Here is a 23536-nt window from a genome sequence, read left to right on the forward strand (position 1 = left end):
CTAGATCGCGACCCGGACCCCCAGCTCCACCACCCGGTCGGAGGGAATGCGGAAGAATTCGGTGGCTGGCACGGCATTCCGGCTCATCAGCGTGAACAGCCATTGCCGCCAGCGGGACATCTTCGGCACCACCGCCTGCACCAGCGTCTCGCGCCCCAGGAAGTAGCTGGATTGCATGGTGTCGAAGGGGACGCCGATCTCGCGCAGCCCTTCCAGCTCCCGCGGGATATTGGGGCTTTCCTGGAAGCCGTAACGGAGGATCACCCGGTGGATGCCGGCGCCGAGCTCCTGCACCTCCCGCCGCCGGTCGGGGCCGACCTGGGGCACGTCCTCGTTCAGCACCGTGACGAACAGCACCCGCTCATGCAGGACCTTGTTGTGCTTGAGGTTGTGCAGCAGGGCGCCGGGGACGTAGTCCGCCTGGCCGGTCATGAAGACGGCGATGCCAGGGACGCGGATGGTGCGGCTCTGCGGCAGGCGGGCGAGGAAGCTCTTCAGCGGCAGGCTGTCCTGGCGGAACCGGGCGAACAGCAGCTGCCGGCCGCGGTACCAGGTGGTCATCAGCAGCATCAGGATGGCGCCCAGCACCAGCGGCACATAGCCGCCATCCGGGATCTTCAGCACATTGGCGATGAAGAAGACCGCATCCAGCGCCAGCAGCGGGGTGAAGACCCCGAGGGTCAGCGGCAGCGACCAGTGGAACTGCCGGCGGAACACCAGGATGGCCAGCGTCGAGGTGCAGAGGAAGGTGCCGGTGACGGCAATGCCATAGGCTGCCGCCAGGCTGTCGGAATTGCGGAACTCCATCACCAGGATGACCACGCCGATGAGGAGGGCGAAGTTCACCTGCGGCAGGTAGATCTGACCTTCCTCCGTCACCGAGGTATGCCGCACCTCAAGCCGCGGCGAGAAGCCGAGCTGGACGCATTGCCGGGCGATGGAATAGGCGCCCGAGATCATCGCCTGGCTGGCGATGATGGTGGCCGCCGTGGCCAGCACCACCAGCGGCAGCCGCAGCCATTCCGGGGCGAGCAGGAAGAAGGGGTTCTCCAGCGCCTCCGGCGTCGAGAGCAGCAGCGCCCCCTGGCCGAAATAGTTCAGCGCCAGCGCCGGCAGTACGAAGCTCATCCAGGCGAACTGGATCGGCCGCTTGCCGAAATGCCCCATATCGGCATAGAGCGCCTCCGCCCCCGTGACCGCCAGGACCACGCTGCCCATGGCGATAAAGGCAGCCAGCCGATAGACGTAGCAGAAATGGATGGCATAGGTCGGCGAGAGGGCGACCAGCACCTCCGGCTCCCGCACGATCTCGATGAGGCCGAGCAGGCCGATGCTGGCGAACCAGAGGGCGCAGACCGGGCCGAAGATGGCGCCCATGCTGCCGGTGCCGCGGTACTGCACCAGGAAGAGGGCGAAGAGGATGACGAGGGAGAGCGGGATCACCGCCTCCTCGAAGGCCGGGGAGACGATCTTCAACCCCTCCACCGCCGAGAGGACGGAGATGGCCGGGGTGATGATCCCGTCGCCGAAAAAGAGGCAGGCGCCGGCCATGCCGACCAGCGCCACCAGCCAGCGGCCGCGCTCGGTCCGGGCGCAGCGCTGGGCGAGCGCCATCAGGGCCAGGATCCCGCCCTCGCCACGGTTGTCGGCGCGGAGGACGAAGACGACGTATTTGATGGTGACGGTGAGGATCAGCGACCAGAAGATCAGGCTGAGGAGCCCCAGCACCTCCCAGCGCTCCACGCCATCGGCGGCGAAATGGAGGACGGAGGCCTTCAGGGCATAGAGCGGGCTGGTGCCGATATCGCCATAGACGACCCCGAGGACACCCAGGATCAGGGCGGGGGACAGGGCGCGGCGGTGGCCGGCGTCAGGGGATCCAGCGTCGGGGGATGCGGTCAAGGATCGTGGCCCGGGGGGAAGGGAAGGCGCCAAGGCATAGGCCCGGCGCCTTCGCCGATCAATGGCCCCGGAGGATCTGGCTGAGGAAGGTCTTCAGCCGCTCGGTCTGCGGGTTCTCGAAAAGCTGGGTCGGCGCGCCGACCTCGACGATCTCGCCGCGGTCCATGAACACCACCCGGTCCGCCACCTGCCGGGCGAAGCCCATCTCATGCGTCACGCAGATCATGGTCATGCCCGTCTCGGCCAGGCTGACCATGGTGTCCAGCACCTCCTTGATCATCTCCGGGTCGAGCGCCGAGGTCGGCTCGTCGAAGAGCATGATCTTCGGCTTCATGCAGAGCGCCCGGGCGATGGCGACGCGCTGCTGCTGCCCGCCCGAGAGCTGGCCGGGATATTTCTTCGCCTGCTCCGGGATGCGCACCCGGGTCAGGTATTCCATCGCCAGCTCCTCGGCCTCCTTCTTCGGCATCCGGCGGACCCAGATGGGCGCCAGGGTGCAGTTCTCGAGGATGGTGAGGTGGGGGAAGAGGTTGAAGCTCTGGAACACCATGCCGACCTCGCGGCGGATGTCGTCCAGCGCCTTCAGGTCATCGGACAGCTCGATCCCGTTGACCTTGATCAGCCCTTCCTGATGCGTCTCCAGCCGGTTGATGCAGCGGATCATGGTGGACTTGCCGGAGCCGGAGGGGCCGCAGACCACCACCCGCTCGCCGAGCGCCACGTTCAGCGACACGTCGCGCAGGACGTGCAAGGCGCCGAACCACTTGTTGACCTTGTCGAGCATGATGGCCGGCGGGGCATCCGTCCGCGCGGCCGAGGCGATGTGGTCCAGGGTCTCGCTCATCGTTGGGTTCCCCTCAGTGCCGGCGGTGGCGGTTCAGCTCCGCCTCCAGGCCCTGGCTGTACTTGCTCATGGCGAAGCAGAAGATGAAATAGATGGCGCCGACGGTCAGGTAGACCTCGATGCCGAAGCCCTGCCAGGCCGGCTCGATGATCGCCGTCTTGCCTGCGGTCAGCAGGTCGAAGATGCCGATGATCAGTACCAGCGAGGTGTCCTTGAAGAAGCCGATGAAGGTGTTGACCAGCGGCGGGATGACCAGCCGCAGCGCCTGCGGCAGGATGATGAAGCCGGTCTTCTGCCAGTAGGACAGGCCGAGCGCATCCGCCGCCTCGTACTGCCCCTTGGACAGCGACTGCAGCCCGCCGCGGACCACCTCGGCCAGATAGGCGCCGGCAAACAGGATGATGGCGAGCTGGGCGCGCAGCAGCTTGTCGATATTCATCCCCTCGGGGAGGAAGAGCGGGAACATCACGCTCGCCATGAAGAGGAGGGAGATCAGCGGCACGCCGCGGATCAGCTCGACATAGAGGACGCAGATCGCCTTGATGGCCGGCAGCTGCGACCGCCGCCCGAGCGCCACCAGAATGGCGAGGGGGAAGGCCAGCGCCAGGCCGAAGGTCGCAAGGATCAGGGTGATGACAAGGCCGCCCCAGCGCTCCTGCGGGACATAGGGCATGCCCAGCACGCCGCCCCACATCAGCACGCCGATCACGGCCAGCACCGCCACCCAGATCAGCGCCAGCTCCTTCCGCCAGAAGCGCCGCATGGCGGAGACGATGTAGAGCCCGACGAAGAGCGCGATGCAGAGCGCCGGCCGCCAGTGCTGGTCATAAGGGTAGGTGCCGAAGAGGATGAAGCGGTGCTTCTCCGTCACCACCGCCCAGCAGGCGCCGGTGCCGCGCAGGTCGCGGCAGGCCTGGGTCTGGTTGTTCGGCACCGACCAGACGGCGTTGACGAAGGCCCAGTCCACGAAGCCGATGGCCCAGCGGACGATCAGATAGGCCAGCAGCAGGGTGACCGCGGTCGAGAGCCAGCCGGAGAAGAGGTTGGCCCGCAGCCAGCCGACGAAGCCGATCTGGGTGATCGGCGCGCTGCGCGGCGCGGCCTCGGCGACCTTGGCGGCGGCGTTGAGAGTGATGTCGCTCATGGGCTCAGCGCTCCACCAACGCGATCTTCGCGTTATACCAATTCATGAACAGGCTGATCGACAGGCTGATCGAGAGATAGACCACCATGATGATGGCGATGCCCTCGATCGCCTGGCCGGTCTGGTTCAGCGTGGTATTGGCGATCGAGACGATGTCCTGGTAGCCGATCGCCACCGCCAGGGAGCTGTTCTTGGTGATGTTGAGATACTGGCTGGTCATCGGCGGGATGATGACCCGCAGCGCCTGGGGCAGCACCACCTGCTTCAGCACCTGGCCCGGCCGGAGGCCGAGCGCCTGCGCCGCCTCCCACTGGCCATGCGGCACGGCGAGGATGCCGGCGCGCACGATCTCGGCGATGAAGCCGGCGGTGTAGGTGGTCAGCCCCAGCAGCAGGGCGAAATACTCGGGCGACATGTTGAGGCCGCCGCGGAAGTTGAAGCCGCGCAGCTCCGGCCAATCGACGGTCCAGGGCGCGCCGGCGGCGGCCCAGATCGCGACCGGCAGCACCACCAGGCAGCCCAGCGCCACCGGCCAGACCGGCCGCGGCCTGCCATCCGCGATGCGCTTGCGGATGGCATCCCGCCGGTAGAACCAGGTGAAGACCGCACCCAGGGCGAAGGCCAGCAGCGCATAGGAATGCGCGTCCTGCCATTCGATCCAGGGCAGCTTCAGCCCGCGGTTCGAGAGGAACACGCCGCCCACCGGATGCAGCGCCTGGCGCGGCCCGGGCAGGCCCTGGAGGATCGCGTACCAGAACAGCAGCTGCAGCAGCAGCGGCAGGTCGCGGATCACCTCGATATAGACGCCGGCGATCTTGGAGAGCAGCCAGTTCTTCGACAGCCGGGCGATGCCGATCAGCGTGCCGAAGACGGTCGCCAGGATGATGCCGACCACCGCCACCTTCAGCGTGTTGAGCAGGCCGATCAGCAGGGCGCGGAAATAGGTATCGGTCGGGCTGTAGGGGATCAGGTTCTCGGCGATCGGCAGCCCCGCTTCCCGGTTGAGGAAGCCGAAGCCGGTGGCGATCCGCCGGACCTCGAGGTTGTGGACCGTGTTCGACCACAGCCACCAGACGATGGCGCCGAGAAGGCCGACGACGAGGATCTGCCAGACGATGGCGCGCACCCGTTCGTCGGACCAGGAAAGGCGCAGCGGCCGCCGGGGCGGGGCGCGCAGCGAACGCGGGTCGATGGTGGTCTGGGACATGGCGCCCTCTGGTTCCAGGCCGTCAGCGGGAAGGCGGGGGCCGGCCGGGCGCCGGCCCCCCTGGTCAGGCTGGTAGGATCAGCGGAAGGGCGGCGAGTATTGCAGCCCGCCCTGGGTGGTCCAGAGAGCGTTCGGGCCGCGCTGGATGCCGATCGGCTTCAGGGTCCGGTCGAACAGCTCGGCGTAGTTCCCGACCGCCTTGATGACGTTGACGGCCCAGAGGTTGTCGAGGCCGAGCATCTTCCCGAGCTCGCCATTCCTGCCCAGCATGCGCTGCACTTCCGGCCGCGGGTCATTGGCCATCTGGTCCACATTGCCCTGGGTGATGCCGAATTCCTCGGCGCTCAGCAGCAGGAAATGGGTCCAGCGGACCACATCGGCGAAGCGGGCATCGCCCTGCCGGACGCCGAGCGCCAGCGGCTCCTTGCTGATGACCTCCGGCAGGATGACGTAGTCATCCGGCTTCGGCTGGGCGGAGCGGGTGGCGGCGAGGCCGGAGACATCGGTCGTGTAGGCATCGCAGCGCCCGGCGACGAAGGCGCCGACGATCTCCTCCAGCCGCTCGATCACCACCGGGGTGAAGCGGATGCGGTTGGCGCGCGCCCAGTCGGACAGGTTCTGCTCAGTGGTGGTGCCGGGCTGGACGCAGATGGTGGCGCCTTCCAGCTCCTTCGCCGATTTCACGCCGAGGGCGGTCTTCACCATGAAGCCCTGGCCATCGAAGAAATTGGTCGCGGCGAAGTCGAGGCCGAGCGCGGTGTCGCGCGAGAGGGTCCAGGTGGTGTTGCGCGAGAGCACGTCCACCTCGCCGGACTGGAGCGCGGTGAAGCGCACCTGGGCGGTGGTCGGCACAAAACGCACCTTGCTCGGGTCACCGAAGATGGCGGCGGTGATGGCGCGGCAGTATTCCGCGTCGAAGCCGCGCCAGACGCCCTGGCTATCGGGCTGGGCGAAGCCGGCGAGGCCGGTATTCACCCCGCAGACGAGCTGGCCGCGGGCGCGGACGGCATCGAAGGTATTGGCATTGGCGGCCGGTGCCTGCTGTGCCTGCGCCACGCCCGGCAGGGCGAGCGCCAGGCCAAGGGCGGCCGCACCCATGGCACGCGCGATGGAAAGCCCAAATGGGGGCATCAACTCCGTCTCCCGTTACGGCCGCCCCGCTTCACGGGGGCGGACCTTGTCCCTGTTTGTCCAGCAAATGCTGCGCCAGGGGCGCCCACCAGCGCAACGTTTCTTGCGCGGAGTCCCTGGCCGGACACATTGCCGACCCATGGGCGATAGCAGAGCCTTCCGGGCTTGCGAAGCAAGCGGATTTGGGCGGCGGCCCGTCCCGGGCCCGCATTGGCGGGGGAACAGGCGGCGCCTGCCCAGATTCCGGGCGCCGAGGCCGATCAGGCCGGCGGAGTCAGGTCGCCGGTTCGGCCGGCAGGGAGAGGCGCAGCAGGCCCGCGGCTTCCTCGACCCGGCCGTCCAGTTCGCGCCCGAGTGCCGCCAGGGCGGGCAGGCCCGGCAGCACCAGCCCCTCCGGCCAGGTCAGGACGAGGCTTGCCTCGTCCGGCCCGGCCTCGACCGCGATCCGCAGCTTGCCCTCCCGCGGCATCCCTTCGGACGCCTGCTGCGCGATGGCGAGCAGGGCGTCCTCGAAGGCGGCGCGGTCCAGGCGGACCATGGGGTCGCCCTCCGGCAGTTCGAGGTCCAGGGTCCCGGCCGTCAGCAACAGACCGAGCAGCGGCTCCAGCGCGCCCACCGCTTCGGACAGGCGCAGCTCGCCCACCTGGCCGGTCGGCCGGCGCAGCAGGTTCAGCATGGCGCGGGTCGAGCTGTCGAGCCGGCGGGCCGCAACCTGGATGCGGTCGAGCTGGCGCTGGGGCGGGCCCTCGGCGGCGGTGCGCTTGAGCAATTCCAGGTTGGCGAAGACCACGGTCAGCAGGTTGTTGACATCATGCTGCACCGGCCGCGCCAGCATGGCGACCGATCCCATCCGGCGGGCGCGGGGTCGCAGCCCGGCCGGTTCGGCTGCCATGGCAAGAGGGGCATCAGTCTGCGTCATGGTCTCGCTCTACCCCGCCTCGCGAAAGATGGCATCCCCTCAGGATGGGGGTCACGGATGCGTGCTTCAACCCCGTTCAGGGCAGGGCTTCCGCGACCTCCCGGAACAGCCGGGCGGGCAGGGTGCCGCCACGGACATCATCCATCGGCCGGGCATCGTCATTGCCGAGCCAGACACCGATCACCTGACCACCGACCATGCCGATGAACCAGGCATCGCGGGAATCCTGGGTGGTGCCGGTCTTGCCGGCGACGGCGCGGCCGGGCAGCGCCGCCGCCCTTCCGCTGCCCCGCGCCACCACCGCTTCCAGCATGCGCCGCAGCGTCCCGGCCTGCTCGGCCGCCACCACCCGGCGCGGCGGGGTGCGCCGCACCGGCTGCGGCCGGCCGCCGGCGCTGGCCCCGGCGATGCCGAAGGGCGCGACCCTCAGCCCGCCATTGGCGATCGCGGCATAGCCGGCGACGAGGTCGAGCAGCGTCACCTCCCCGGTGCCGAGGGCCAGCGAGGCATCATTCGGGAAGCGCCCCTCGATCCCGAGCCTGGCCGCCATCTCCATTGCGACGCGCGGTCCGCCGGCACGGTAGAGCACCCGGACCGCGGCGGTGTTCACCGAATGCGCCAGCGCCTCCTCCAGCGTGATCTCGCCGCGCGGCCGCCAGGTGCCGTTGCCGGGTGACCAGCCGCCGAGATTGAGCGGCGCGTCGGATACCTCGTCATCCGGCCGCATCCCCGCCTCCAGCGCGGCCAGGAAGAAGACCGGCTTGAAGGCCGAGCCGGGCTGGCGCCGCGCCGTGGTGGCGCGGTTGAACTGGCTGGCGCGGTAGTCCCGCCCGCCGGCCATGGCCCGCACCGCGCCGCTCGATGCCTCCAGCACCACCACCGCGCCCTGAGTGACGCCGGCCCGCGCTCCGGGCCCGGCCAGCAGCGCTTCCAGCCGGGCCTCGACCGCCGCCTGGAGCCGGGTGTCGAGCGTCGCGCGCAGCACCAGGTCGGCATTGCCGGGGAAGGCCTCGGCCAGATCCTCCAGCGCCCAGTCGGCGAACCAGCCGGCCTGGCCGGCGCGCGGCGATGGCAGGCGCATCCGGCCCAGCTCCGCCTCCATCTGGGCCTGGGTGATGGCGCGGTTGACCACCATCGCCTCCAGCACCTCCGAGGCGCGGGCGACGGCGAGGTCGGGCGAGGCGCGCGGGTTGAGCCGCGAGGGCGCCTTGGGCAGCCCCGCCAGCAGCGCCGATTGCCAGAGCTGGAGGCGCCGGGCGGGCAGGCCGAAAAACAGCCGCGCGGCGGCATCCACCCCATAGGCGCCGGCGCCGAGATAAACGCGGTTGAGGTAGATCTCCATCAGCTGGTCCTTGCTGAAGCGGCGCTCCAGCCAGAGGGCCAGCAGGGCCTCCTGCACCTTGCGGCGGAAATTCCGCTCCGGCGTCAGGAACAGATTCTTGGCGAGCTGCTGGGTGAGGGTGGAGCCGCCCTGGACGACTTCCCCGGCGCGCCAATTGGCCAGGGCCGCGCGGGCCATGCCCCAGGGGTCGATGCCGAAATGGCTGCGGAAGCGGCGATCCTCGACCGCCATGAGGGCGGCTGGCAGATGCGCCGGCAGGTCGCGCAGCCGCACCACCTCGCCATAGAGGTCGCCCTGGGTGGCGAGCATGGTGCCATCGGCCGCCAGCAGGGTGACGGAGGGACGGCGGGTGGCGGCCGGCAGGCTGTCCGGCCGCGGCAGGTCCCAGGCGAAGACCAGCAGCAGCAGGGCCAGCGCCACCGCGCCCCAGATGGCGATGAGCAGCGGCCAGCGCAGCCAGTGCCAGCCGCTGCGGCGGGCCGCGCGGGACGGGGCAGGGGGGGATGCTGGGGCTGGCCGGGACGGCGGGGCGGGCGGGGGGGGCCGGCGCGACCGTGTCCGGCCGGCCTGCGCCGGCGGCATGGCCCCGGTATAGCGCCCCTCAGGCCGGCGCGGAATCCGGATAGAGCGCCCTACCCCTTCTCCGACCCGGTCTCGAAGTTCAGCACCAGTTCATGGATGCGAGCCGGATCCGACTGTTCCATCACCCGCCGGGCGAAGCGGGCGCAATCGGCAATATCGAGCGCACGGACCGCCTGCTTCACGCGCGGGATGGCGCTGGCATTCATCGACAGGCAGCGGATGCCGAGGCCCAGCAGCAAGGGCACCAGCCGCGGATTGCCCGCCATCTCGCCGCAGACCGAAACCGGCATGCGCAGCCGCAGCGCTGCCTCGGTGGCGAATTGCATCAGCCGCAGCACGGCCGGGTGCAGCGAGTCGTACAGGTGGCTGACCTCCGCCTCCGCCCGGTCCACCGCCAGGGTGTACATGGCCAGGTCATTGGTGCCGATGGCGAAGAAATCCGCCTCCAGCGCGATGGCATCGGCCGCCAGCGCGGCACCCGGCGTCTCGATCATCACGCCGAGCTCGGGCAGCTTCTCCGGCAGCGTCACGCCCTTGCGGCGGAGGCGGCGGGCGACGCGCTCATAGATGTCACGGGCGGCCTTCACCTCGGAGGGGTTGGTGACCATCGGCAGCAGGATGCGCACCTTGCCGCGCTCGGAGACACGGAGGATGGCGGCGAATTGCGCCTCCAGCAGTTCCGGCCGCTTCAGCAGCAGGCGCAGCCCGCGCAGGCCGAGCGCCGGGTTCGGCCCGGAATGGGTCGGCGCCACGCCCTCGCTCAGCGCCTGCATGTCCTTCTCGCCGCCCCAGTCGAGGACGCGGATGGTGACCGGGTCACCGCCCATCGCCTCCACCACCTGGGTATAGGCGATGAGCTGGGCTTCCTCGTCCGGCAGATCCTCCCGGCCCATGAAGAGGAATTCGGTGCGCAGCAGGCCGATGCCGATGGCGCCCGACTGGGCGATCAGCGGCAGCTCGGCGGGAATCTCGAGATTGGCCTGCAACTCCACAAGCTCGCCATCGGTGGTGACGGCGGGCAGGCGGCGCAGCTTGGCAAGCTTCGTGCGTTCCTTGGCGAAGGCGGTGAGCGCCGCGCGCCCCTTCTCCAGCGCCTTCTCGCCGGGGCGGAGCACGAGGGTGCCGGCGGCACCGTCCAGCACCGCCATGTCGCCGCGCTCGGCACTCTCGCTGAGGCCGGTCGCGCCGAGGATGGCGGGGATGCCCAGCGCCCGCAGCATGATGGCGGTATGGCCATCGGCCCCGCCCTCATCCGTGGCGACGCCGGCGATGCGCGTCGGGTCGAGCAGGGCGGCATCGGCCGGGGTCAGTTCCTCGGCGACCAGGATGGCGCCTTCCGGCACGCCCTTCAGGCTGCGGAAGGGGGTGGAGGTCAGGTTGCGGGTCAGGCGGCGGGCGATCTCCCGCACCTCCCCGGCGCGGCGTTGCAGGCCGGGCTTGTCGTCGTCCCGCGCCGCGAGGATCAGTGCGGCGATCGCCTCCGCCTCGTCCTGCACGGCGGTCTCGGCGGCCAGCAGCTCGGTCTCGATCCGCTTGCGGGCGCCGCGCAGCAGCCGGGAATTGCCCAGCATCAGCACATAGGCGTCGAGCAGCGGCGCCAGCTCCTCCTGCGCTTCCTCCGGCAGGACGGAGAGCCGCATCTTCAGCTTGCCGAGCTGCTTGCGGGAGAGATTGACGGCCTCGGCGAGGCGGGCCTTCTCGGCCTCGACCTGCTCCGTGCCGATGGCGCGGCGCGGCGCCTCCGTCGGCACCTCGGCGGTGTCGAAGATCGGGCCGATCGCGACCCCGGGCGAGACCGGGATGCCGCGGATGGCATGTTCCCGGCCGCGCCGCGGCCCGGGCTTGCGAAGGATGTCGGCGGGCCGCGCCTCGGTCTTCTCGCCGCGCTCAGTCTTCATGGAACCCGGCCTCGACCAGGCCGGTGACCGCGTCCAGGGCTTCGCGCGCGTCCCAGCCCTCCGCCTCGATGGTGATCCGGCTGCCCTGGCCGGCGCCCAGCATCATCAGCCCCATGATGGAACAGGCCGGCACCTTCTGCCCATCGCGGGTGACGCTGAGGCAGGCGGAATAGCGCTCGGCCAGCGTCACCAGCTTGGCGGCGGCGCGGGCATGCAGCCCTCGGCTGTTGCGGATGGTGACGCATTGCCGCAGCACCAGATCCTCGCCGCCGGCGGCGGAGCCTTCGGTCCCAGGGGCGGTGCTGGGGGCGGTGCTGGTCGCCTGGCTGCCGGTTTCGCTCATGGCTTGCTTCCACCCGTTCCGTTGGTGCCGCCATGGGCGCGGGCGATCCCGTTCGGGATGTCTCCGGCGGCGGCGATGTATTTGCGACCGGCGGCGGCGGCATGGTCCACCGCCTCGGCCAGGGGTTCCGAGGAGCGGATCTTCGCCAGCTTCACCAGCAGCGGCAGGTTCACGCCAGCGATGACCTCGACATGGTTGTGATCGGCCAGCGAGACGGCGAGGTTGCAGGGGGTGCCGCCCATGATGTCGGTCAGCACCACCACGCCATCGCCCTGCTCGACCGCCGCGATGCTCTCGCGGATGTCCTGCCGGCGACGCTCCATGTCGTCTTCGGGACCGATGCAGACGGTGGCGACCGCGCGTTGCGGGCCCACCACATGTTCCATGGCGAGGCGAAGCTCGTCGGCCAGCCGGCCATGGGTAACCAGGACCAATCCGATCATGGGGACGGTGAAAGGGCCTCCCGACCCCCTAGATGGGCTTCCGGCGTGGTGGCGGCGCGGGGCGCCATACCATCGAGTTCCCGATGCGTCACATCGGCCCGCCAGCCCAGGGCGCGCAAATGGGCAGCCAGCCTCTCCGCGACAAGGACCGAACGGTGGCGGCCGCCGGTGCAGCCGATCGCGACCGTGAGGTATTTCTTCCCCTCGGCGACATAGCGCGGCAGCAGCGGGTCGAGGAAGCCGGTCAGCCGGGTCCAGAAGCCGGGGAAGTCCGGATCGGCCTCGACATAGGCGGCGACGGCCGGGTCGCGGCCGGTCAGCGGGCGCAGCACCGGGTCGTAATGCGGGTTGCGCAGGAAGCGCAGGTCGAAGACCAGATCCGCCTCCCGCGGCAGGCCGCGCGGGAAGGCGAAGGACTGGATGTGGATCAGCAGCCCGGGCGCGCCCTCGCCGCGGAAGCGGCGGTCGATCATCTGCCGCAGCGCCGGCAGCGGCAGGTCGGAGGTGTCGATCAGCATGTCGGCAGCGTCGCGCAGCGGCGCCATCAGCTCCTGCTCACGGGCGATGCCGTCGGCGACGCGGCTGCCGAGCGAGCCGCCAGGGGCCAGCGGATGACGCCGCCGTGTCTCGCTGAAGCGGCGCAGCAGGACGGCATCCTCGGCGGTGGCATAGACCAGCGTCACCGCGATGTCGGGACGCAGCCGGAGGCGCGAGAGGGTGCGGAGCACACCGGCCGGATCGAAGCCGCGGCTGCGGATATCGACGCCGGCGGCCAGTGGCAGGTCGCCATCGCCGACCAGCTCCTCCAGCAGGTCGAGCGGCGGATTGTCCACCGTCTCGAAGCCGAGATCCTCCAGTGTCCGGAGGATGGAGGCACGGCCGGCGCCCGAAAGTCCCGTGACGAGCACGACCGGCCGCGCCGCCATCACGGCATGCCTTTGGCGAAGGCGCCGGCCGGCGCGCCGAGACGGCCGAGCGCGGCATCCAGGGCGAAGGCCAGGCGCGCGGGGGCAGAGGCATCGAAGGCATGCAGGCGGATGGCGGGCAGGCTGACGCCCTCGGCCGTCCAGGCTTCGGCTTCGGGCATGCGGGGAATCTCGGTGCGCGGCATCAGCCGGGCGACGAGGCGCAGCACGGGAGCAATGGCACGAGGGAAGGGGCCGAGGATGCCGAGGCCCCGCACTTCCAGCAGGCCGGCCAGGGCGGCGGGCGCATCCGGGCGCAGTTCGCCTGCCTCCGCCCGGAGCGCAACCTGGTCATCGGCGACCAGGCACCATCCCGATTGCAGCAGGCGCAGCACCAGATCGGACTTCCCTGACCCTGACGGCCCGAGGAGGAGGACGGCATCCCTGCCCCGGGCGACCGAACTTGCATGGAGCAGCATCATGGCCGCCACCGAACAGGATTTTCACCATGGCAGAAAGGCCCGAACGTTCCAAGGGCACTACAGGTTGCGCCGGGGGGCAGGCCATGCCACCCGTGGCGCCGCATGACCGACACATCCCTTCCGGACCAGGCGGCGATCCGCGCCGCGGCCGCGCGCATCGCCCCCCATATCCGCCGGACGCCGCTGATGCGGCTGGCCGGCGCCGATCTGGGCCTGCCGCATGACGTGATCCTGAAGCTGGAGCTGCTGCAGGCGAGCGGCAGCTTCAAGCCGCGCGGCGCCTTCAACACCTTGCTGTCGGGCCCGGTGCCGGCGGCCGGCGTGGTCGCCGCCTCGGGCGGCAACCACGGTGCGGCGGTGGCCTATGCGGCGCGGGCGCTGGGCATCCCGGCGGAGATCTTCGTCCCCGAACTCACCGGCCCGGCCAAGCGGGCGCGGATCGAGGGGTATGGCGCCCGGCTGGTGGTGGGCGGCGCCGCCTATGACGCGGCACGCCAGGCGAGCGAGGCGAGGGCGGCCGAAACCGGGGCGCTGCAGGTCCATGCCTATGACCAGGCGACGGTGCTGGCGGGCCAGGGCACCGTCGCGCTGGAATTCTCGGAAGACGCGCCGGCGCTGACGCATGTGCTGGTGGCGACCGGCGGCGGCGGGCTGATCGGCGGCATGTCCGCCTGGTATGCCGGCAGCGGCACCGCCCTGGTCAGCGTGGAGCCGGAGGGCTGCCCGACGCTGGCCACCGCGCTGCGCGAGGGCCGGCCGGTGCCGGCGCCGGTCGGCGGCGTGGCGGCGGACAGCCTGGGCGCGCGGCAGGTGGGCGCGCTGATGTTCCCGCTGGCGCAACGCGCCGTCACGGCCGCGGTGCTGGTGCCGGATGCGGCGATCCTCGCGGCGCAGCGGCTGCTCTGGGATGCGGCGCGGCTGGTGGCGGAACCGGGCGGCGCCGTGGCGCTGGCGGCGCTGATCTGCGGCGCCTGGGTGGCGCCGCCGGGCGCGCAGGTGGGCGTGCTGGTCTGTGGCGGCAATTGTGCACCCGGGAGTGTAGCGGGCGCCTGACAGCCTGGACGACCCCTGCGAGTCGTCTACAGACAAGCCATCTCGCCCCTGCCATTGTCCATGGTTAACGACCAATGTGAGCGCGGGCCGAGTTGTCGGAGCAACCTTCCAGCGATCCCGAGGACGGTGGCGCCAAGGCCGGAGGTGGCGATCGGGGCGGGCCATGGCGGCGCGCTTCGACGGTGCTGCTGGCGGCGGTGGCCCTGCTTCCCCTGGCGGTTGCCGGCATCCGTCTCTGGTCCGCCCGGGACGATGCCCAGGTCAGGACGCGCGCCGAGTTGGCACGGGCCGCCGATGCGGCGGCCGAATATGCCGGACGGGTGCTCGACACCCACCGGATCATGGTCATGCGGCTCGACGACACCCTGCATGGCATCACCGATGCGGAGATCCGCGCCCGGGAGGAGGCCCTCCACCAGAAGACCCGTGCCCTGCTGGCGCAGCATCCCGGACTCTCGGGCTTCGTGCATGGCCGGGACGGGCGGCTCCTGCTTGCGACCAACCTCTACCCCGTGCCGCCGAACCTCGATCTCTCGGACCGGGAATTCAGCCAGGCGCTCCGCCAGGCGGACCCGCCGGAGACCCATGTCAGCCGCATCTATCGCGGCCGGGCCGTCGGGCAGACCTTCTTCGCCGTCAGCCGCCGCCGCACCGAGACCGGGAGCGGGCTGCCGCCGACCGAGTATGACGGCCTGGTCAATGTCTCCGTCTATCCCAGGGATCTCGCCGCCGGCCTGACGCAGCTGACGCGGGACGAGGGCGATGTCCTCACCCTCGTCCGCAGCGATGGCGAGATCCTGGCCCGCTCCACCGGCCTCGACGCGCCGCTGCCGCCGATCCCGCCGGAGCGTCCGATCGTCGCCGCGATGCGGCGCGGCGATGCCAGGATCGAGGCGGAGACCGATGGCAGCATCGCGGCGGCCCGGCGCGTCGCCGGCTGGCCGGTCTATGCCGTCACCAGCCGGCCGCGGGGGGCGATCCGGGCGCAATGGCTCGCCTCCATCGCCTGGGAGGTGCCGATCAGCCTGCTGGCCTCCGCCCTGCTCTGCCTCCTGGCCCGAACCATCCATCGGCAGCAGCAGCGCCTGCGCCGGGCCAATCTCGACCTGGAAGCCCGGGTGGAATGGCGCACCCGGGAATTGGCCACCAGCGAGGAGCGGCTCCTGCTGGCCCAGGACGCCGGCGGGATCGGGTCCTGGGAGATCGAGCCGCAGAACCTGCGGATGCTGGCCAGCGCCTCCCAGCTCCGGCTGTATGGGCTGCCCGAAGATGCCTTCCCCGATGGGCTGGGCTGGGAGGCCTGGCTGGCCATGCTGCATCCCGAGGACCGGGACCGGGCCGCGGCGCGTCGGCGGGCCGCCCTCGACTCCCGCGCCACCTATAGCGACGAGTTCCGCATCCGCCGCGCCGATACCGGCGAGGAGCGCGTGATCCTGGCCCGGGCCCGCTGGATTCGCCGCCAGGGCGCGGCGGGGGAACGCTTCATCGGCATCAGCATCGACGTGACCGAACGCAAGGCGGCCGAGCAGGAGATCGCCGGCCGCGAGGCCGAATTCCGCGCCATCTTCGAGAATTCGGCCATCGGCAACATCCAGTGCGATGCCGCCTCGCTTCGCCTGACGCGGGCCAATGCCTGTTTCCGCGATGTCATCGGCGCCGCGGCCGGCGAGCCGCTGACCGGCCTGAGCCTGCTCGACATCGTCTATGAGGACGACCGCGCGCGCTGGGAGCCGGCCTTCCGCGCCACGCTGGCGGGCGGGCAGCCCTATCAGGGCGAGGTACGCTTCCGCCGCAGGGATGGCGCCATCCGCTGGGCCTGCATCACCGCATCCCTGGTGCCGCAGGCCGGCCGGCAGAAGGCGCGGCTGATCGCCGCGGTGCAGGACGTCACCGACCGCCACCTCGCGGAGGAGCGCCAGATGCTGCTGGCGCGGGAGGTGGACCACCGGTCGAAGAATGCGCTCGCGGTCGTGCAGGCCGCGCTGCGGCTGACGACGAAGGATGATGCGCAGGCCTTCGCGGCCGCCATTTCCGGCCGGGTCGGCGCCCTGGCCCGCGCCCAGACCCTGCTCGCCCAGGGGCGTTGGACCGGGGCCGATCTCCGCACCCTCGTCGAGGCCGAGCTGGCGGGCTTCATCAACCTCGAGAGCGGACCCCGGATCGGCATCGCCGGCCCGCCGCTCACCGTCTCGGCGGAGGCGGCGCAGCCGATCTCCATGGTCCTCCACGAACTCGCCACCAATGCCGTGAAATACGGCGCGCTTTCGGTGGCGGAAGGCGCGGTCTCGATCGCCTGGCGGCTCGACGGCGCGGCGGACCAGCTCCTGTTCGACTGGGTGGAGACCGGCGGTCCGGCCATCGCCGGGGCGCCCAGGCGGGCGGGCTTCGGGTCCCGGCTGCTGAAGGCGACCCTGCGGCAGCTCGGCGGCAGCCTCTCCCTCGACTGGCGCCCGGCCGGCCTCGCCTGCACCCTGGACCTGCCGCTGAGCCGGATCGTCCAGCGGGACGGGCCGGAGCCCGAGCCGGAGGATGCCATCGCCCTGGACCAGGCCACGCAGCGCGAGCCGGTCTGAGCCTCGGGCAACCCCGCCGCCGCGCCTCGCGTTCGCTGAGGCGTGAGCGAGGAGGCGGGGATGCGCGCGAGAATTCTGCTGGTGGCGGCGATGCTGGCCGGGCCGGTGCCCGGGGCTTGGGCGCAGTTCCGCTCCACCCCCGATCAGGACCAGGGCACCGGGCGTCCGGCGGCGACCGACCTGCAATCCTACGCCACCATGCTGCAGGATGCGGAGAACCGGCTGCGCCAGGCGCAGCAGGAGGCGACCGGGGCGCCGACCCAGCGGCAGGGCGGCGCCGTCTCCCAGCAGCGGGTCGAGCTGAGCCAGGTGGCGCGTGGCGCGCAGGAGAGCCTGCACCGCGCGCCGGCCGATTTCATGGGCACGGACGCCTACAAGACCGCCGACCGGGAGCTGCGGGAGGCGCTGTCGGGCTTCATCTCCGCCCAGCGGGAGGGCGGGCAGGGCAGCCTGCAGGCGGCCGACCGGGCGGTGCAGATCCTGGCCGGGCTGCGGCAGCAGGTGATGCAGGCGGCCAGCGCCTCGGGTAGCGGAGGCGCTACGCCCCCGGCTGCCGGGACTGGCCGCTGAAGTCTAGTGAAGGGCCAGCCAGAGCAGCATGACGGTCCCGATCGCGATCCGGTACCAGCCGAAGGGCGTGAAGCCGATGCGGCCGATGACGGAGAGCACCCAGCGCACCGTCAGCAGCGCCACCACGAAGGCGGTGACGAAGCCGATCGCCACTTGGCCCAGGCCGTCGGCCGCGATCTCGTGCCGGACCTTGAGCAGGCTGTAGGCGCTGGCCGCCAGCATGGTTGGGATGGCGAGGACGAAGCTGAACTCCGCCGCCGCCTTGCGGTCCACGCCGAGCAGCAGGGCGGTGATGATGGTCGCCCCGGAGCGTGAGGTGCCGGGGATCATCGCCAGCGCTTGGCCGAAGCCGACCAGCAGGGCCGCCACTGGGCCGATCTCCGGCACCGAATGGATGTTCGGGCGCGGGCGGGCCCGCTCGATCAGGATGATGGCGATGCCGCCCAGGATCAGCGCGACGGAGACGACCCAGGGATTGAACAACCGCTCGGTGATGGTCTTGTGCAGCGTCGCGCCGATGACGGCCGCCGGGATGAAGGCCAGCAACAGGTTCGACACGTAGTAGCGTTCCTGCCCCGGCCGCCAGAAGCCGCCGATCAGCCGCAGCAGCAGGTCGCGGTAGATCCAGACCACGGCGCAGATGGCGCCGAGCTGGATGCCGATCTCGAAGACCTTGCCCGGCGGGCCCTGGAAGCCGATCAGCGAGCCGAGGAGGATCAGATGGCCGGTCGAGGAGATCGGCAGGAATTCGGTCAGCCCCTCCAGCACGCCCATGGCGATGGCGGAAAGGATCGCGGCGAGGTCCATGAAGGGGCAGGCTCCGGATGCGGCGGCAGCCGGCTATAGCTGCCGCCGCCGCATCCGGGTAGCGGCCGCTAGCGCTGCGCCGAGGCCGGGAACGCGAAATTGTCGAAGCTGCTCTCGGCGATGCGGAACCACTGGTATTCCTCATCCCGGTAGGCGCGGTAGGCGGTCCAGATCTTCTTGAACCGCTCGTTCTTGCCCGACATCTCCTCATACATGGCGGTCGCCTCGCGCCAGGCGGCCTGCAGGACCTCGCGCGGCCAGGGGCGGAGCTGGGCGCCGGCGGCGACCAGGCGGCGCAGCGCCTGCGGGTTCAGGTGGTCATACTGCGCCAGCATGTTCGCATTGGCCTCGCCGCAGGCCACTTCCAGCGCCGCCTTGTAGGTCTCCGGCAGCTTGGCCAGGGCGTCGCGGTTGGCGATGAAGTGCAGATGCGCCCCGGCCTCCCAGAAGCCCGGATAGTAGTAGTAGCGGGCGACCCGGACGAAGCCGAGCTTCTCGTCATCGTGCGGGCCGACGAATTCCACCGCATCCAGCGCGCCGCGCTCCAGCGAGGGATAGATATCGGCCGGCGCGATCGCCTGCGGCACGGCGCCGAGCCGGGAGAAGAGCTGGCCGTTCAGCCCCGGGGTGCGGAATTTCAGCCCCTTCAGCTCCTCGAGGTTCCGCACCTCGTTGCGGAACCAGCCGCCCATCTGGGCGCCGGTATCGCCGGCCGGGAAGCCGACGCAGTTGAACTCGGCCAGCAGCTCGTTGCAGAGCTGCTGCCCGCCGCCATACTGCAGCCAGGCCATGTTCTGCCGGGCATTCAGGCCGAAGGGCACCGCGGTGAAGAAGTTGAGCGCCGCATCCTTGCCCGAGAAGTAATAGAGCGGCGCATGCCCGCCCTCGAGCGAGCCGGACTGCACCGCATCCAGCACCGCCGGGCCCGGGACCACCTCGCCGGCCGGGAAGAAGCGGATGCGGAAGCGGTTCTCGGTCAGCTGGCCGACCCGCTTGGCGATGGCGTCGCCGGTGCCGAACAGCACATCGAGATTGCGCGGAAAGGCGGAGGAGACGCGCCAATTCACCTCCGGCGCCGTTTGCGCCAAGGCGGGTGTGGCAAGGGCGACGGGCGCGGCCAGCGTGGCGGCGCCCAGGATGCGGCGACGGTTCATGGAATTCGATCCTCCCGGGCTTGGCGGAATTGCGTGCGAAGGCGGGGGATGGAAAAGCCCGAACCGGGCGCGGACGCAATACCCCCTTCATGGTGGAGAGGTGGATGGCGGTAGATGGGGCGCTGCGGCGGGCCTGGATGGCGGTGCCGCTGGTGGCGATCGGCGGCTGCGTCGATGCGATCGGCTGGCTGCGCCTGCGGGAGCTTTTCGTCAGCTTCATGAGCGGAACCAGCACGCTGCTCGGCCTGGCCCTGGCCGAGGGGCAGCCGGACCGGGCGGCGGAGCTGGGGCTGGTGGTCCTGCTGTTTGCCGGCGGGGCGGTGGCCGGGGCGGGGCTGGCGCGGCTGGCCGGGGCCTGGCGGGCGCCGGTGGTGCTCGGCGTGGTGGCGGCGCTGCTGGCCTGTGCCTGGCGCCTCTCCTGGATCGGCGGGGCGGGGCTGCCGCCCATGGCCTTCGCCATGGTGCCGGCCATGGGGGCGCTGAACATGGCGCTGCCCGGCGTCGGGGGTATCACCTTCGTCACCGGCGCGCTGACCCGCTTCGCCGATGCGCTGATCACGGCGCTGGCCGGGGCAGGGCGGCACGGCGCCTGGATGGTGCAGATCGCGGCCTGGATGGCGCTGGTGGCCGGCGCCACGGCGGGCGCCTGGCTCGAAACGCGTATGGGCCAGGACGCGCTGGTCGTGCCGGCCCTGGCGGCGGCATTGGCGGCGGCCGGGCTGGCCGCCGCCGGTTGGCCTCAGTCAGGTCGGGCTCAGTAGCGGTACTGCTCGGCCTTGAAGGGGCCCTGCTCCGGCACGCCGATATAGGCGGCCTGCTGCGCGCTGAGCTTGGTCAGCTTGGCGCCGACCTTCTCCAGGTGCAGGGCGGCCACCTTCTCGTCCAGGTGCTTCGGCAGGACGTAGACCTTCTTCTCGTATTTGCCGGGGTTCGACCACAGCTCGATCTGCGCCAGCGTCTGGTTGGTGAAGCTGGCCGACATCACGAAGCTCGGATGGCCCGTGGCATTGCCGAGATTCACCAGCCGCCCCTCGGAGAGCAGGATGATGCGCTTGCCATCCGGGAACTCGATCTCATCGACCTGCGGCTTCACATTCTGCCACTTCAGGTTCTTCAGCGCCGCGACCTGGATTTCGCTGTCGAAGTGGCCGATGTTGCAGACGATGGCGCGGTGCTTCATCGCCCGCATGTGGTCGATGGTGATGACGTCCACATTGCCCGTGGCGGTGACGAAGATGTCGGCGCGCGGCGCGGCATCCTCCATCGTCACTACCTCGTAGCCCTCCATCGCCGCCTGCAGGGCGCAGATCGGATCGGCCTCGGAGACCATGACGCGGCAGCCGGCATTGCGCAGCGAGGCGGCCGAGCCCTTGCCCACATCGCCGAAGCCCGCGACCATCGCCACCTTGCCGGACATCATCACGTCCGTGCCGCGGCGGATGCCGTCGACCAGGCTCTCGCGGCAGCCATAGAGGTTGTCGAATTTCGACTTGGTGACGCTATCGTTCACATTGATGGCAGGGAAGAGCAGCTTGCCCTCCTTCGCCATGATGTAGAGGCGATGCACGCCCGTGGTCGTCTCCTCGGAGACGCCCTTGATGCTGGCGGCGAGCTTGGCGAACCAGCCCGGCTTGGTTTTCAGGAGGTTCTGGATGAGGGCGAAGAAGACCTCCTCCTCCTCATTGGTCGGCTTGTCGAGGAAGCCGGTGTCGCCCCGCTCCGCCCGCAGGCCGTAATGCACCAGCAGCGTCATGTCGCCGCCGTCGTCGAGCAGCATGTTCGGCTCGCCGCCATCCGCCCATTCGAGCGTCTTCTGCACATAGGACCAGTATTCCGGCAGGGTCTCGCCCTTCACCGCAAAGACCGGCGTGCCGGCGGCGGCGATGGCGGCCGCGGCATGGTCCTGGGTCGAGAAGATGTTGCAGGAGGACCAGCGGACATCGGCGCCGAGGGCCTTCAGCGTCTCGATCAGCACGGCGGTCTGAATGGTCATGTGCAGGCAGCCGGCGACGCGGGCGCCCTTCAGCGGCTGGGCGGCGCCGTATTCGCGCCGGACCGCCATCAGGCCGGGCATCTCGTCCTCGGCCATGGCGATCTCCTTCCGACCCCAATCGGCCAGGGAGAGATCCTTCACGATATAATCGGCCATGCGTCGCAATCCTCGGTTCGCGGTTCGGCGCGGCCTAGCACGGGGCCGGTTCCCTGGCCAGAGGGTTCCGGCGAGACATAAGGATATCTTTATATCTGATGTCGGAACGGAGCGGCTGCTGCATCCTTTCCGGGGCTGGGCCGTTTCCCCGCAACGGCCGCGTGCCGCGGCCCGGAGGAGAGCGCCATGATCGACATGAGCAAGATCGCCGAGCACATGGAGGTCGTCGGCTCCGACGGCCAGCATGTCGGCACCATCGATTCGGTGGACACCACCCGGCTGAAGCTGACCAAGCAGGATCCCGCCTCGGGCGGCCAGCACCGCTACATCTCCTTCGGCGCCGTGGCCCGGATCGAGGACCAGAAGGTCCATCTCTCGATCCCCGCCAGCGAAGCGCGGAGCATGACCGAAACCCGCGGCTCCGACCCCGTCTAGCCCCTCGGTTGCCGGCAGCGGCGGGGCGGGCTATCCCCGCCGCCGCGATGCCCGCCGACCTCACCCCCCGCCCCAGCCAAGGACCGCTTCCGGCCTACCGCGCCCGCATCGCGGCCGGGCTGCTTCAGCCGGACGAGGCCCAGGCCCTGGCCGCCGAGACGCTGCAGGAGCTGTGGCACCGGCTGCGCGGCTATGACCCGCATCCGGAGGCGCCGCCGGAATCCGGCTTCTTCGCCCGCTTCATGCGGCGCAAGCCGGTGCCCGAGGCGCCGGAGGGCACGCCGCAGGGCCTCTACCTCGTCGGCGAGGTCGGGCGGGGCAAGTCCATGCTGATGGACCTGTTCTTCGAATGCGCCGATGTCATCCGCAAGCGGCGCATCCACTTCCATCAGTTCATGCAGGATTGCCACCAGACGATCCATGCCTGGAAGCGGCGCAATCCCGGCGAGGCGGACCCGATCCCGCCGCTGGCCAACAGCATCAGCGCCGATGCCGCCCTGCTCTGCTTCGACGAGTTCCAGGTGCATGACATCGCCGATGCGATGATCCTCGGCCGGCTGTTCGAGGCGCTGTTCGCCCGCGGCGTGGTGGTGGTGGCGACCAGCAACACCGCGCCCGACGACCTGTTCAAGGGCAAGCCCGGCCGCGATGCCTTCCTGCCCTTCATCGGGCTGATCAAGAAGCGGCTGAACGTCCTCTTCCTCGATGCCCGCCGGGACTACCGGCGGGAGAGGATCCGCGGCCTGCCGACCTGGCACAGCCCGCTCGGTGGCCAGGCGGAGCGGGCGCTGGACACCGCCTTCCAGGAGCTGACCGGGGAGGCGCGGGGCGGGCCGGCGCGGCTGAACGTGCTCGGCCGCAGCGTCGAGCTGCCGGAGGCGGCGCGCGGGGTAGCCCGGGCGGATTTCGACACGCTCTGCGGCCGGCCGCTGGGCCCGGCTGACTACCTGGCCGTTGCCACCCATTTCCACACCCTGGTGCTGGACGGCATTCCCCGGCTGGGGCCGGAGAATTTCGACCGGGCGCGGCGCTTCATCACCCTGGTCGATGCGCTCTACGAGCATCGCTGCAAGCTGGTGGCCTCGGCCGCGGCGCCGCCGGACCTGCTCTACGAACAGGGCGAGAACGCCGCGATGTTCGAGCGCACCGCGAGCCGGCTGATGGAAATGCAGAGCCAGGACTATCTGGGCTTGCCCCATCTGACGTAATGTTGCGTGATATTGTTCACGGAACGGAGAGAATTCTGCATGCGCCGATGGTCCCTTGCCTGGCTGGCCCTCGCCCTGGCCTGCTCCCTGCCGATGGGGGCGGAGGCGGCGCAGCGCGGCAGCAAGCGGCCCGGGGCCCACGCGGCGGCCCCGGCGCGGGCCGCCCTGGCGAGCCCGGTGGCGAAGCCGGCCCGGCAGGTGACGCTGCGCCGTCCCGGGCTGATCCGCGTCGGATTCGCCCCCCCGCGGGGCCGCGGGACCGGGTTTGTCCTGCCGCGTGAGCGTCACGCCCCCGCCCCGGCGCGGATGAGCTGGACCCAGGGCCTGCCGCCGGCGGCAGGCATCCAGGCGAACGAATGCCCGGACGGGACCATGGCGACCCTCGCCCGGGGCCATGATGACATCGTCCGCTGCATGCCGATCTAGGGTTGCTCTGGAATGCGCC

Annotated in this window: 22 protein-coding genes; 7 read left to right on the forward strand and 15 right to left on the reverse strand. The window is 70.6% G+C overall.

The features are described 5' to 3' along the window. From JMJ55_RS17710 to JMJ55_RS17765, 12 genes are all read right to left on the reverse strand, one after another. A complete protein-coding gene (locus JMJ55_RS17710; RefSeq protein WP_236033800.1) occupies positions 1-1902 on the reverse strand; it encodes a potassium transporter Kup in 1902 nt (633 codons plus the stop codon). Between the two features lie 58 nt (positions 1903-1960). Next, a complete protein-coding gene (locus JMJ55_RS17715) occupies positions 1961-2746 on the reverse strand; it encodes an amino acid ABC transporter ATP-binding protein (protein ID WP_328702687.1) in 786 nt (261 codons plus the stop codon). A 13-nt stretch (positions 2747-2759) separates the two neighbouring features. Continuing rightward, positions 2760-3890, reverse strand: a complete 1131-nt coding sequence (locus tag JMJ55_RS17720) for an amino acid ABC transporter permease (RefSeq protein WP_202826912.1) — start codon at positions 3888-3890, stop codon at positions 2760-2762. Between the two features lie 4 nt (positions 3891-3894). Beyond that, entirely contained in the window at positions 3895-5097 is a 1203-nt protein-coding gene (locus tag JMJ55_RS17725) for an amino acid ABC transporter permease (RefSeq protein ID WP_202826913.1), read from the reverse strand. 78 nt (positions 5098-5175) lie between these two features. Continuing rightward, positions 5176-6228: an amino acid ABC transporter substrate-binding protein gene (locus tag JMJ55_RS17730; RefSeq protein ID WP_202826914.1), complete on the reverse strand. Its 1053-nt coding sequence runs from the start codon at positions 6226-6228 to the stop codon at positions 5176-5178. 274 nt (positions 6229-6502) lie between these two features. Then, complete coding sequence (locus tag JMJ55_RS17735; RefSeq protein ID WP_202826915.1) at positions 6503-7120, reverse strand: histidine kinase dimerization/phospho-acceptor domain-containing protein; 618 nt, start codon at positions 7118-7120, stop codon at positions 6503-6505. A 103-nt stretch (positions 7121-7223) separates the two neighbouring features. Continuing rightward, on the reverse strand, positions 7224-9071 hold the full coding sequence (locus tag JMJ55_RS17740; RefSeq protein ID WP_202826916.1) for a transglycosylase domain-containing protein: 1848 nt from the start codon (positions 9069-9071) through the stop codon (positions 7224-7226). A gap of 50 nt (positions 9072-9121) precedes the next feature. Then, complete coding sequence (gene ptsP / locus JMJ55_RS17745) at positions 9122-10969, reverse strand: phosphoenolpyruvate--protein phosphotransferase (protein WP_202826917.1); 1848 nt, start codon at positions 10967-10969, stop codon at positions 9122-9124. Then, positions 10959-11312, reverse strand: coding sequence for an HPr family phosphocarrier protein (locus tag JMJ55_RS17750; protein ID WP_202826918.1), 354 nt, complete (start codon positions 11310-11312; stop codon positions 10959-10961). The genes ptsP and JMJ55_RS17750 overlap by 11 nt, the downstream gene beginning before the upstream one ends. Continuing rightward, complete coding sequence (locus tag JMJ55_RS17755; RefSeq protein ID WP_202826919.1) at positions 11309-11755, reverse strand: PTS sugar transporter subunit IIA; 447 nt, start codon at positions 11753-11755, stop codon at positions 11309-11311. Before JMJ55_RS17755 ends, JMJ55_RS17750 begins: the two co-directional genes overlap by 4 nt. Continuing rightward, a complete protein-coding gene (gene rapZ, locus JMJ55_RS17760; protein ID WP_202826920.1) occupies positions 11752-12681 on the reverse strand; it encodes an RNase adapter RapZ in 930 nt (309 codons plus the stop codon). Before rapZ ends, JMJ55_RS17755 begins: the two co-directional genes overlap by 4 nt. Then, positions 12681-13142, reverse strand: a complete 462-nt coding sequence (locus JMJ55_RS17765) for an HPr kinase/phosphorylase (protein ID WP_202826921.1) — start codon at positions 13140-13142, stop codon at positions 12681-12683. Before JMJ55_RS17765 ends, rapZ begins: the two co-directional genes overlap by 1 nt. 102 nt (positions 13143-13244) lie before the next feature. Here JMJ55_RS17765 and JMJ55_RS17770 point away from each other — a divergent pair, with 102 nt between their 5' ends. The 3 genes from JMJ55_RS17770 to JMJ55_RS17780 all read left to right on the forward strand — a co-directional run bounded on the left by JMJ55_RS17770 (position 13245) and on the right by JMJ55_RS17780 (position 17338). Continuing rightward, positions 13245-14195 carry a serine/threonine dehydratase gene (locus JMJ55_RS17770; protein WP_202826922.1) on the forward strand — a complete coding sequence of 317 codons (951 nt, stop codon included), beginning with the start codon at positions 13245-13247 and terminating at the stop codon, positions 14193-14195. A gap of 92 nt (positions 14196-14287) precedes the next feature. Next, positions 14288-16768, forward strand: a complete 2481-nt coding sequence (locus JMJ55_RS17775; protein ID WP_202826923.1) for a PAS domain-containing protein — start codon at positions 14288-14290, stop codon at positions 16766-16768. A gap of 60 nt (positions 16769-16828) precedes the next feature. After that, positions 16829-17338 carry a hypothetical protein gene (locus JMJ55_RS17780; protein WP_202826924.1) on the forward strand — a complete coding sequence of 170 codons (510 nt, stop codon included), beginning with the start codon at positions 16829-16831 and terminating at the stop codon, positions 17336-17338. Positions 17339-17341: 3 nt separating this feature from the next. Here JMJ55_RS17780 and JMJ55_RS17785 read toward each other — a convergent pair whose 3' ends face one another. Next, positions 17342-18145 carry an undecaprenyl-diphosphate phosphatase gene (locus JMJ55_RS17785; protein WP_202826925.1) on the reverse strand — a complete coding sequence of 268 codons (804 nt, stop codon included), beginning with the start codon at positions 18143-18145 and terminating at the stop codon, positions 17342-17344. Between the two features lie 68 nt (positions 18146-18213). Further along, complete coding sequence (locus JMJ55_RS17790) at positions 18214-19299, reverse strand: TRAP transporter substrate-binding protein (protein WP_202826926.1); 1086 nt, start codon at positions 19297-19299, stop codon at positions 18214-18216. 104 nt (positions 19300-19403) lie between these two features. On the opposite strand from JMJ55_RS17790, the gene JMJ55_RS17795 reads away from it, so the two are divergent. Continuing rightward, on the forward strand, positions 19404-20060 hold the full coding sequence (locus tag JMJ55_RS17795; RefSeq protein WP_202826927.1) for a DUF1275 family protein: 657 nt from the start codon (positions 19404-19406) through the stop codon (positions 20058-20060). Here the strand turns inward: JMJ55_RS17795 and ahcY are convergent. Next, a complete protein-coding gene (gene ahcY, locus JMJ55_RS17800) occupies positions 20054-21448 on the reverse strand; it encodes an adenosylhomocysteinase (RefSeq protein ID WP_202826928.1) in 1395 nt (464 codons plus the stop codon). The two genes, JMJ55_RS17795 and ahcY, sit on opposite strands and share 7 nt — an antisense overlap. A gap of 186 nt (positions 21449-21634) precedes the next feature. Between ahcY and JMJ55_RS17805 the strand changes: the two genes are divergently transcribed. From JMJ55_RS17805 to JMJ55_RS17815, 3 genes are read left to right on the forward strand one after another with little or no spacing between them, the layout of a single operon-like run. Beyond that, a complete protein-coding gene (locus tag JMJ55_RS17805; RefSeq protein ID WP_202826929.1) occupies positions 21635-21883 on the forward strand; it encodes a DUF2171 domain-containing protein in 249 nt (82 codons plus the stop codon). Between the two features lie 47 nt (positions 21884-21930). Continuing rightward, positions 21931-23091 (forward strand): cell division protein ZapE, encoded by a 1161-nt coding sequence (zapE, locus tag JMJ55_RS17810; protein ID WP_202826930.1) that lies wholly within the window; start codon positions 21931-21933, stop codon positions 23089-23091. A gap of 39 nt (positions 23092-23130) precedes the next feature. Then, positions 23131-23517: a hypothetical protein gene (locus tag JMJ55_RS17815; protein WP_202826931.1), complete on the forward strand. Its 387-nt coding sequence runs from the start codon at positions 23131-23133 to the stop codon at positions 23515-23517. The last annotated feature ends 19 nt before the right edge of the window (positions 23518-23536 follow it).

The sequence above is a fragment of the Belnapia mucosa genome (assembly GCF_016775475.1).
Lineage (GTDB): Bacteria > Pseudomonadota > Alphaproteobacteria > Acetobacterales > Acetobacteraceae > Belnapia > Belnapia mucosa.

Bases quoted from the DNA above. Each gene is read 5' to 3' on its own strand.
- JMJ55_RS17715 (WP_328702687.1), bottom strand. From the start codon at position 2,746: ATGAGCGAGACCCTGGACCACATCGCCTCGGCCGCGCGGACGGATGCC.
- JMJ55_RS17720 (WP_202826912.1), bottom strand. From the start codon at position 3,890: ATGAGCGACATCACTCTCAACGCCGCCGCCAAGGTCGCCGAGGCCGCG.
- JMJ55_RS17725 (WP_202826913.1), bottom strand. From the start codon at position 5,097: ATGTCCCAGACCACCATCGACCCGCGTTCGCTGCGCGCCCCGCCCCGG.
- JMJ55_RS17730 (WP_202826914.1), bottom strand. From the start codon at position 6,228: ATGCCCCCATTTGGGCTTTCCATCGCGCGTGCCATGGGTGCGGCCGCC.
- JMJ55_RS17735 (WP_202826915.1), bottom strand. From the start codon at position 7,120: ATGGCAGCCGAACCGGCCGGGCTGCGACCCCGCGCCCGCCGGATGGGA.
- JMJ55_RS17740 (WP_202826916.1), bottom strand. From the start codon at position 9,071: ATGCCGCCGGCGCAGGCCGGCCGGACACGGTCGCGCCGGCCCCCCCCG.
- ptsP (WP_202826917.1), bottom strand. From the start codon at position 10,969: ATGAAGACTGAGCGCGGCGAGAAGACCGAGGCGCGGCCCGCCGACATC.
- JMJ55_RS17750 (WP_202826918.1), bottom strand. From the start codon at position 11,312: ATGAGCGAAACCGGCAGCCAGGCGACCAGCACCGCCCCCAGCACCGCC.
- JMJ55_RS17755 (WP_202826919.1), bottom strand. From the start codon at position 11,755: ATGATCGGATTGGTCCTGGTTACCCATGGCCGGCTGGCCGACGAGCTT.
- rapZ (WP_202826920.1), bottom strand. From the start codon at position 12,681: ATGGCGGCGCGGCCGGTCGTGCTCGTCACGGGACTTTCGGGCGCCGGC.
- JMJ55_RS17765 (WP_202826921.1), bottom strand. From the start codon at position 13,142: ATGATGCTGCTCCATGCAAGTTCGGTCGCCCGGGGCAGGGATGCCGTC.
- JMJ55_RS17770 (WP_202826922.1), top strand. From the start codon at position 13,245: ATGACCGACACATCCCTTCCGGACCAGGCGGCGATCCGCGCCGCGGCC.
- JMJ55_RS17780 (WP_202826924.1), top strand. From the start codon at position 16,829: ATGCGCGCGAGAATTCTGCTGGTGGCGGCGATGCTGGCCGGGCCGGTG.
- JMJ55_RS17785 (WP_202826925.1), bottom strand. From the start codon at position 18,145: ATGGACCTCGCCGCGATCCTTTCCGCCATCGCCATGGGCGTGCTGGAG.
- JMJ55_RS17790 (WP_202826926.1), bottom strand. From the start codon at position 19,299: ATGAACCGTCGCCGCATCCTGGGCGCCGCCACGCTGGCCGCGCCCGTC.
- JMJ55_RS17795 (WP_202826927.1), top strand. From the start codon at position 19,404: ATGGCGGTAGATGGGGCGCTGCGGCGGGCCTGGATGGCGGTGCCGCTG.
- ahcY (WP_202826928.1), bottom strand. From the start codon at position 21,448: ATGGCCGATTATATCGTGAAGGATCTCTCCCTGGCCGATTGGGGTCGG.
- JMJ55_RS17805 (WP_202826929.1), top strand. From the start codon at position 21,635: ATGATCGACATGAGCAAGATCGCCGAGCACATGGAGGTCGTCGGCTCC.
- zapE (WP_202826930.1), top strand. From the start codon at position 21,931: ATGCCCGCCGACCTCACCCCCCGCCCCAGCCAAGGACCGCTTCCGGCC.
- JMJ55_RS17815 (WP_202826931.1), top strand. From the start codon at position 23,131: ATGCGCCGATGGTCCCTTGCCTGGCTGGCCCTCGCCCTGGCCTGCTCC.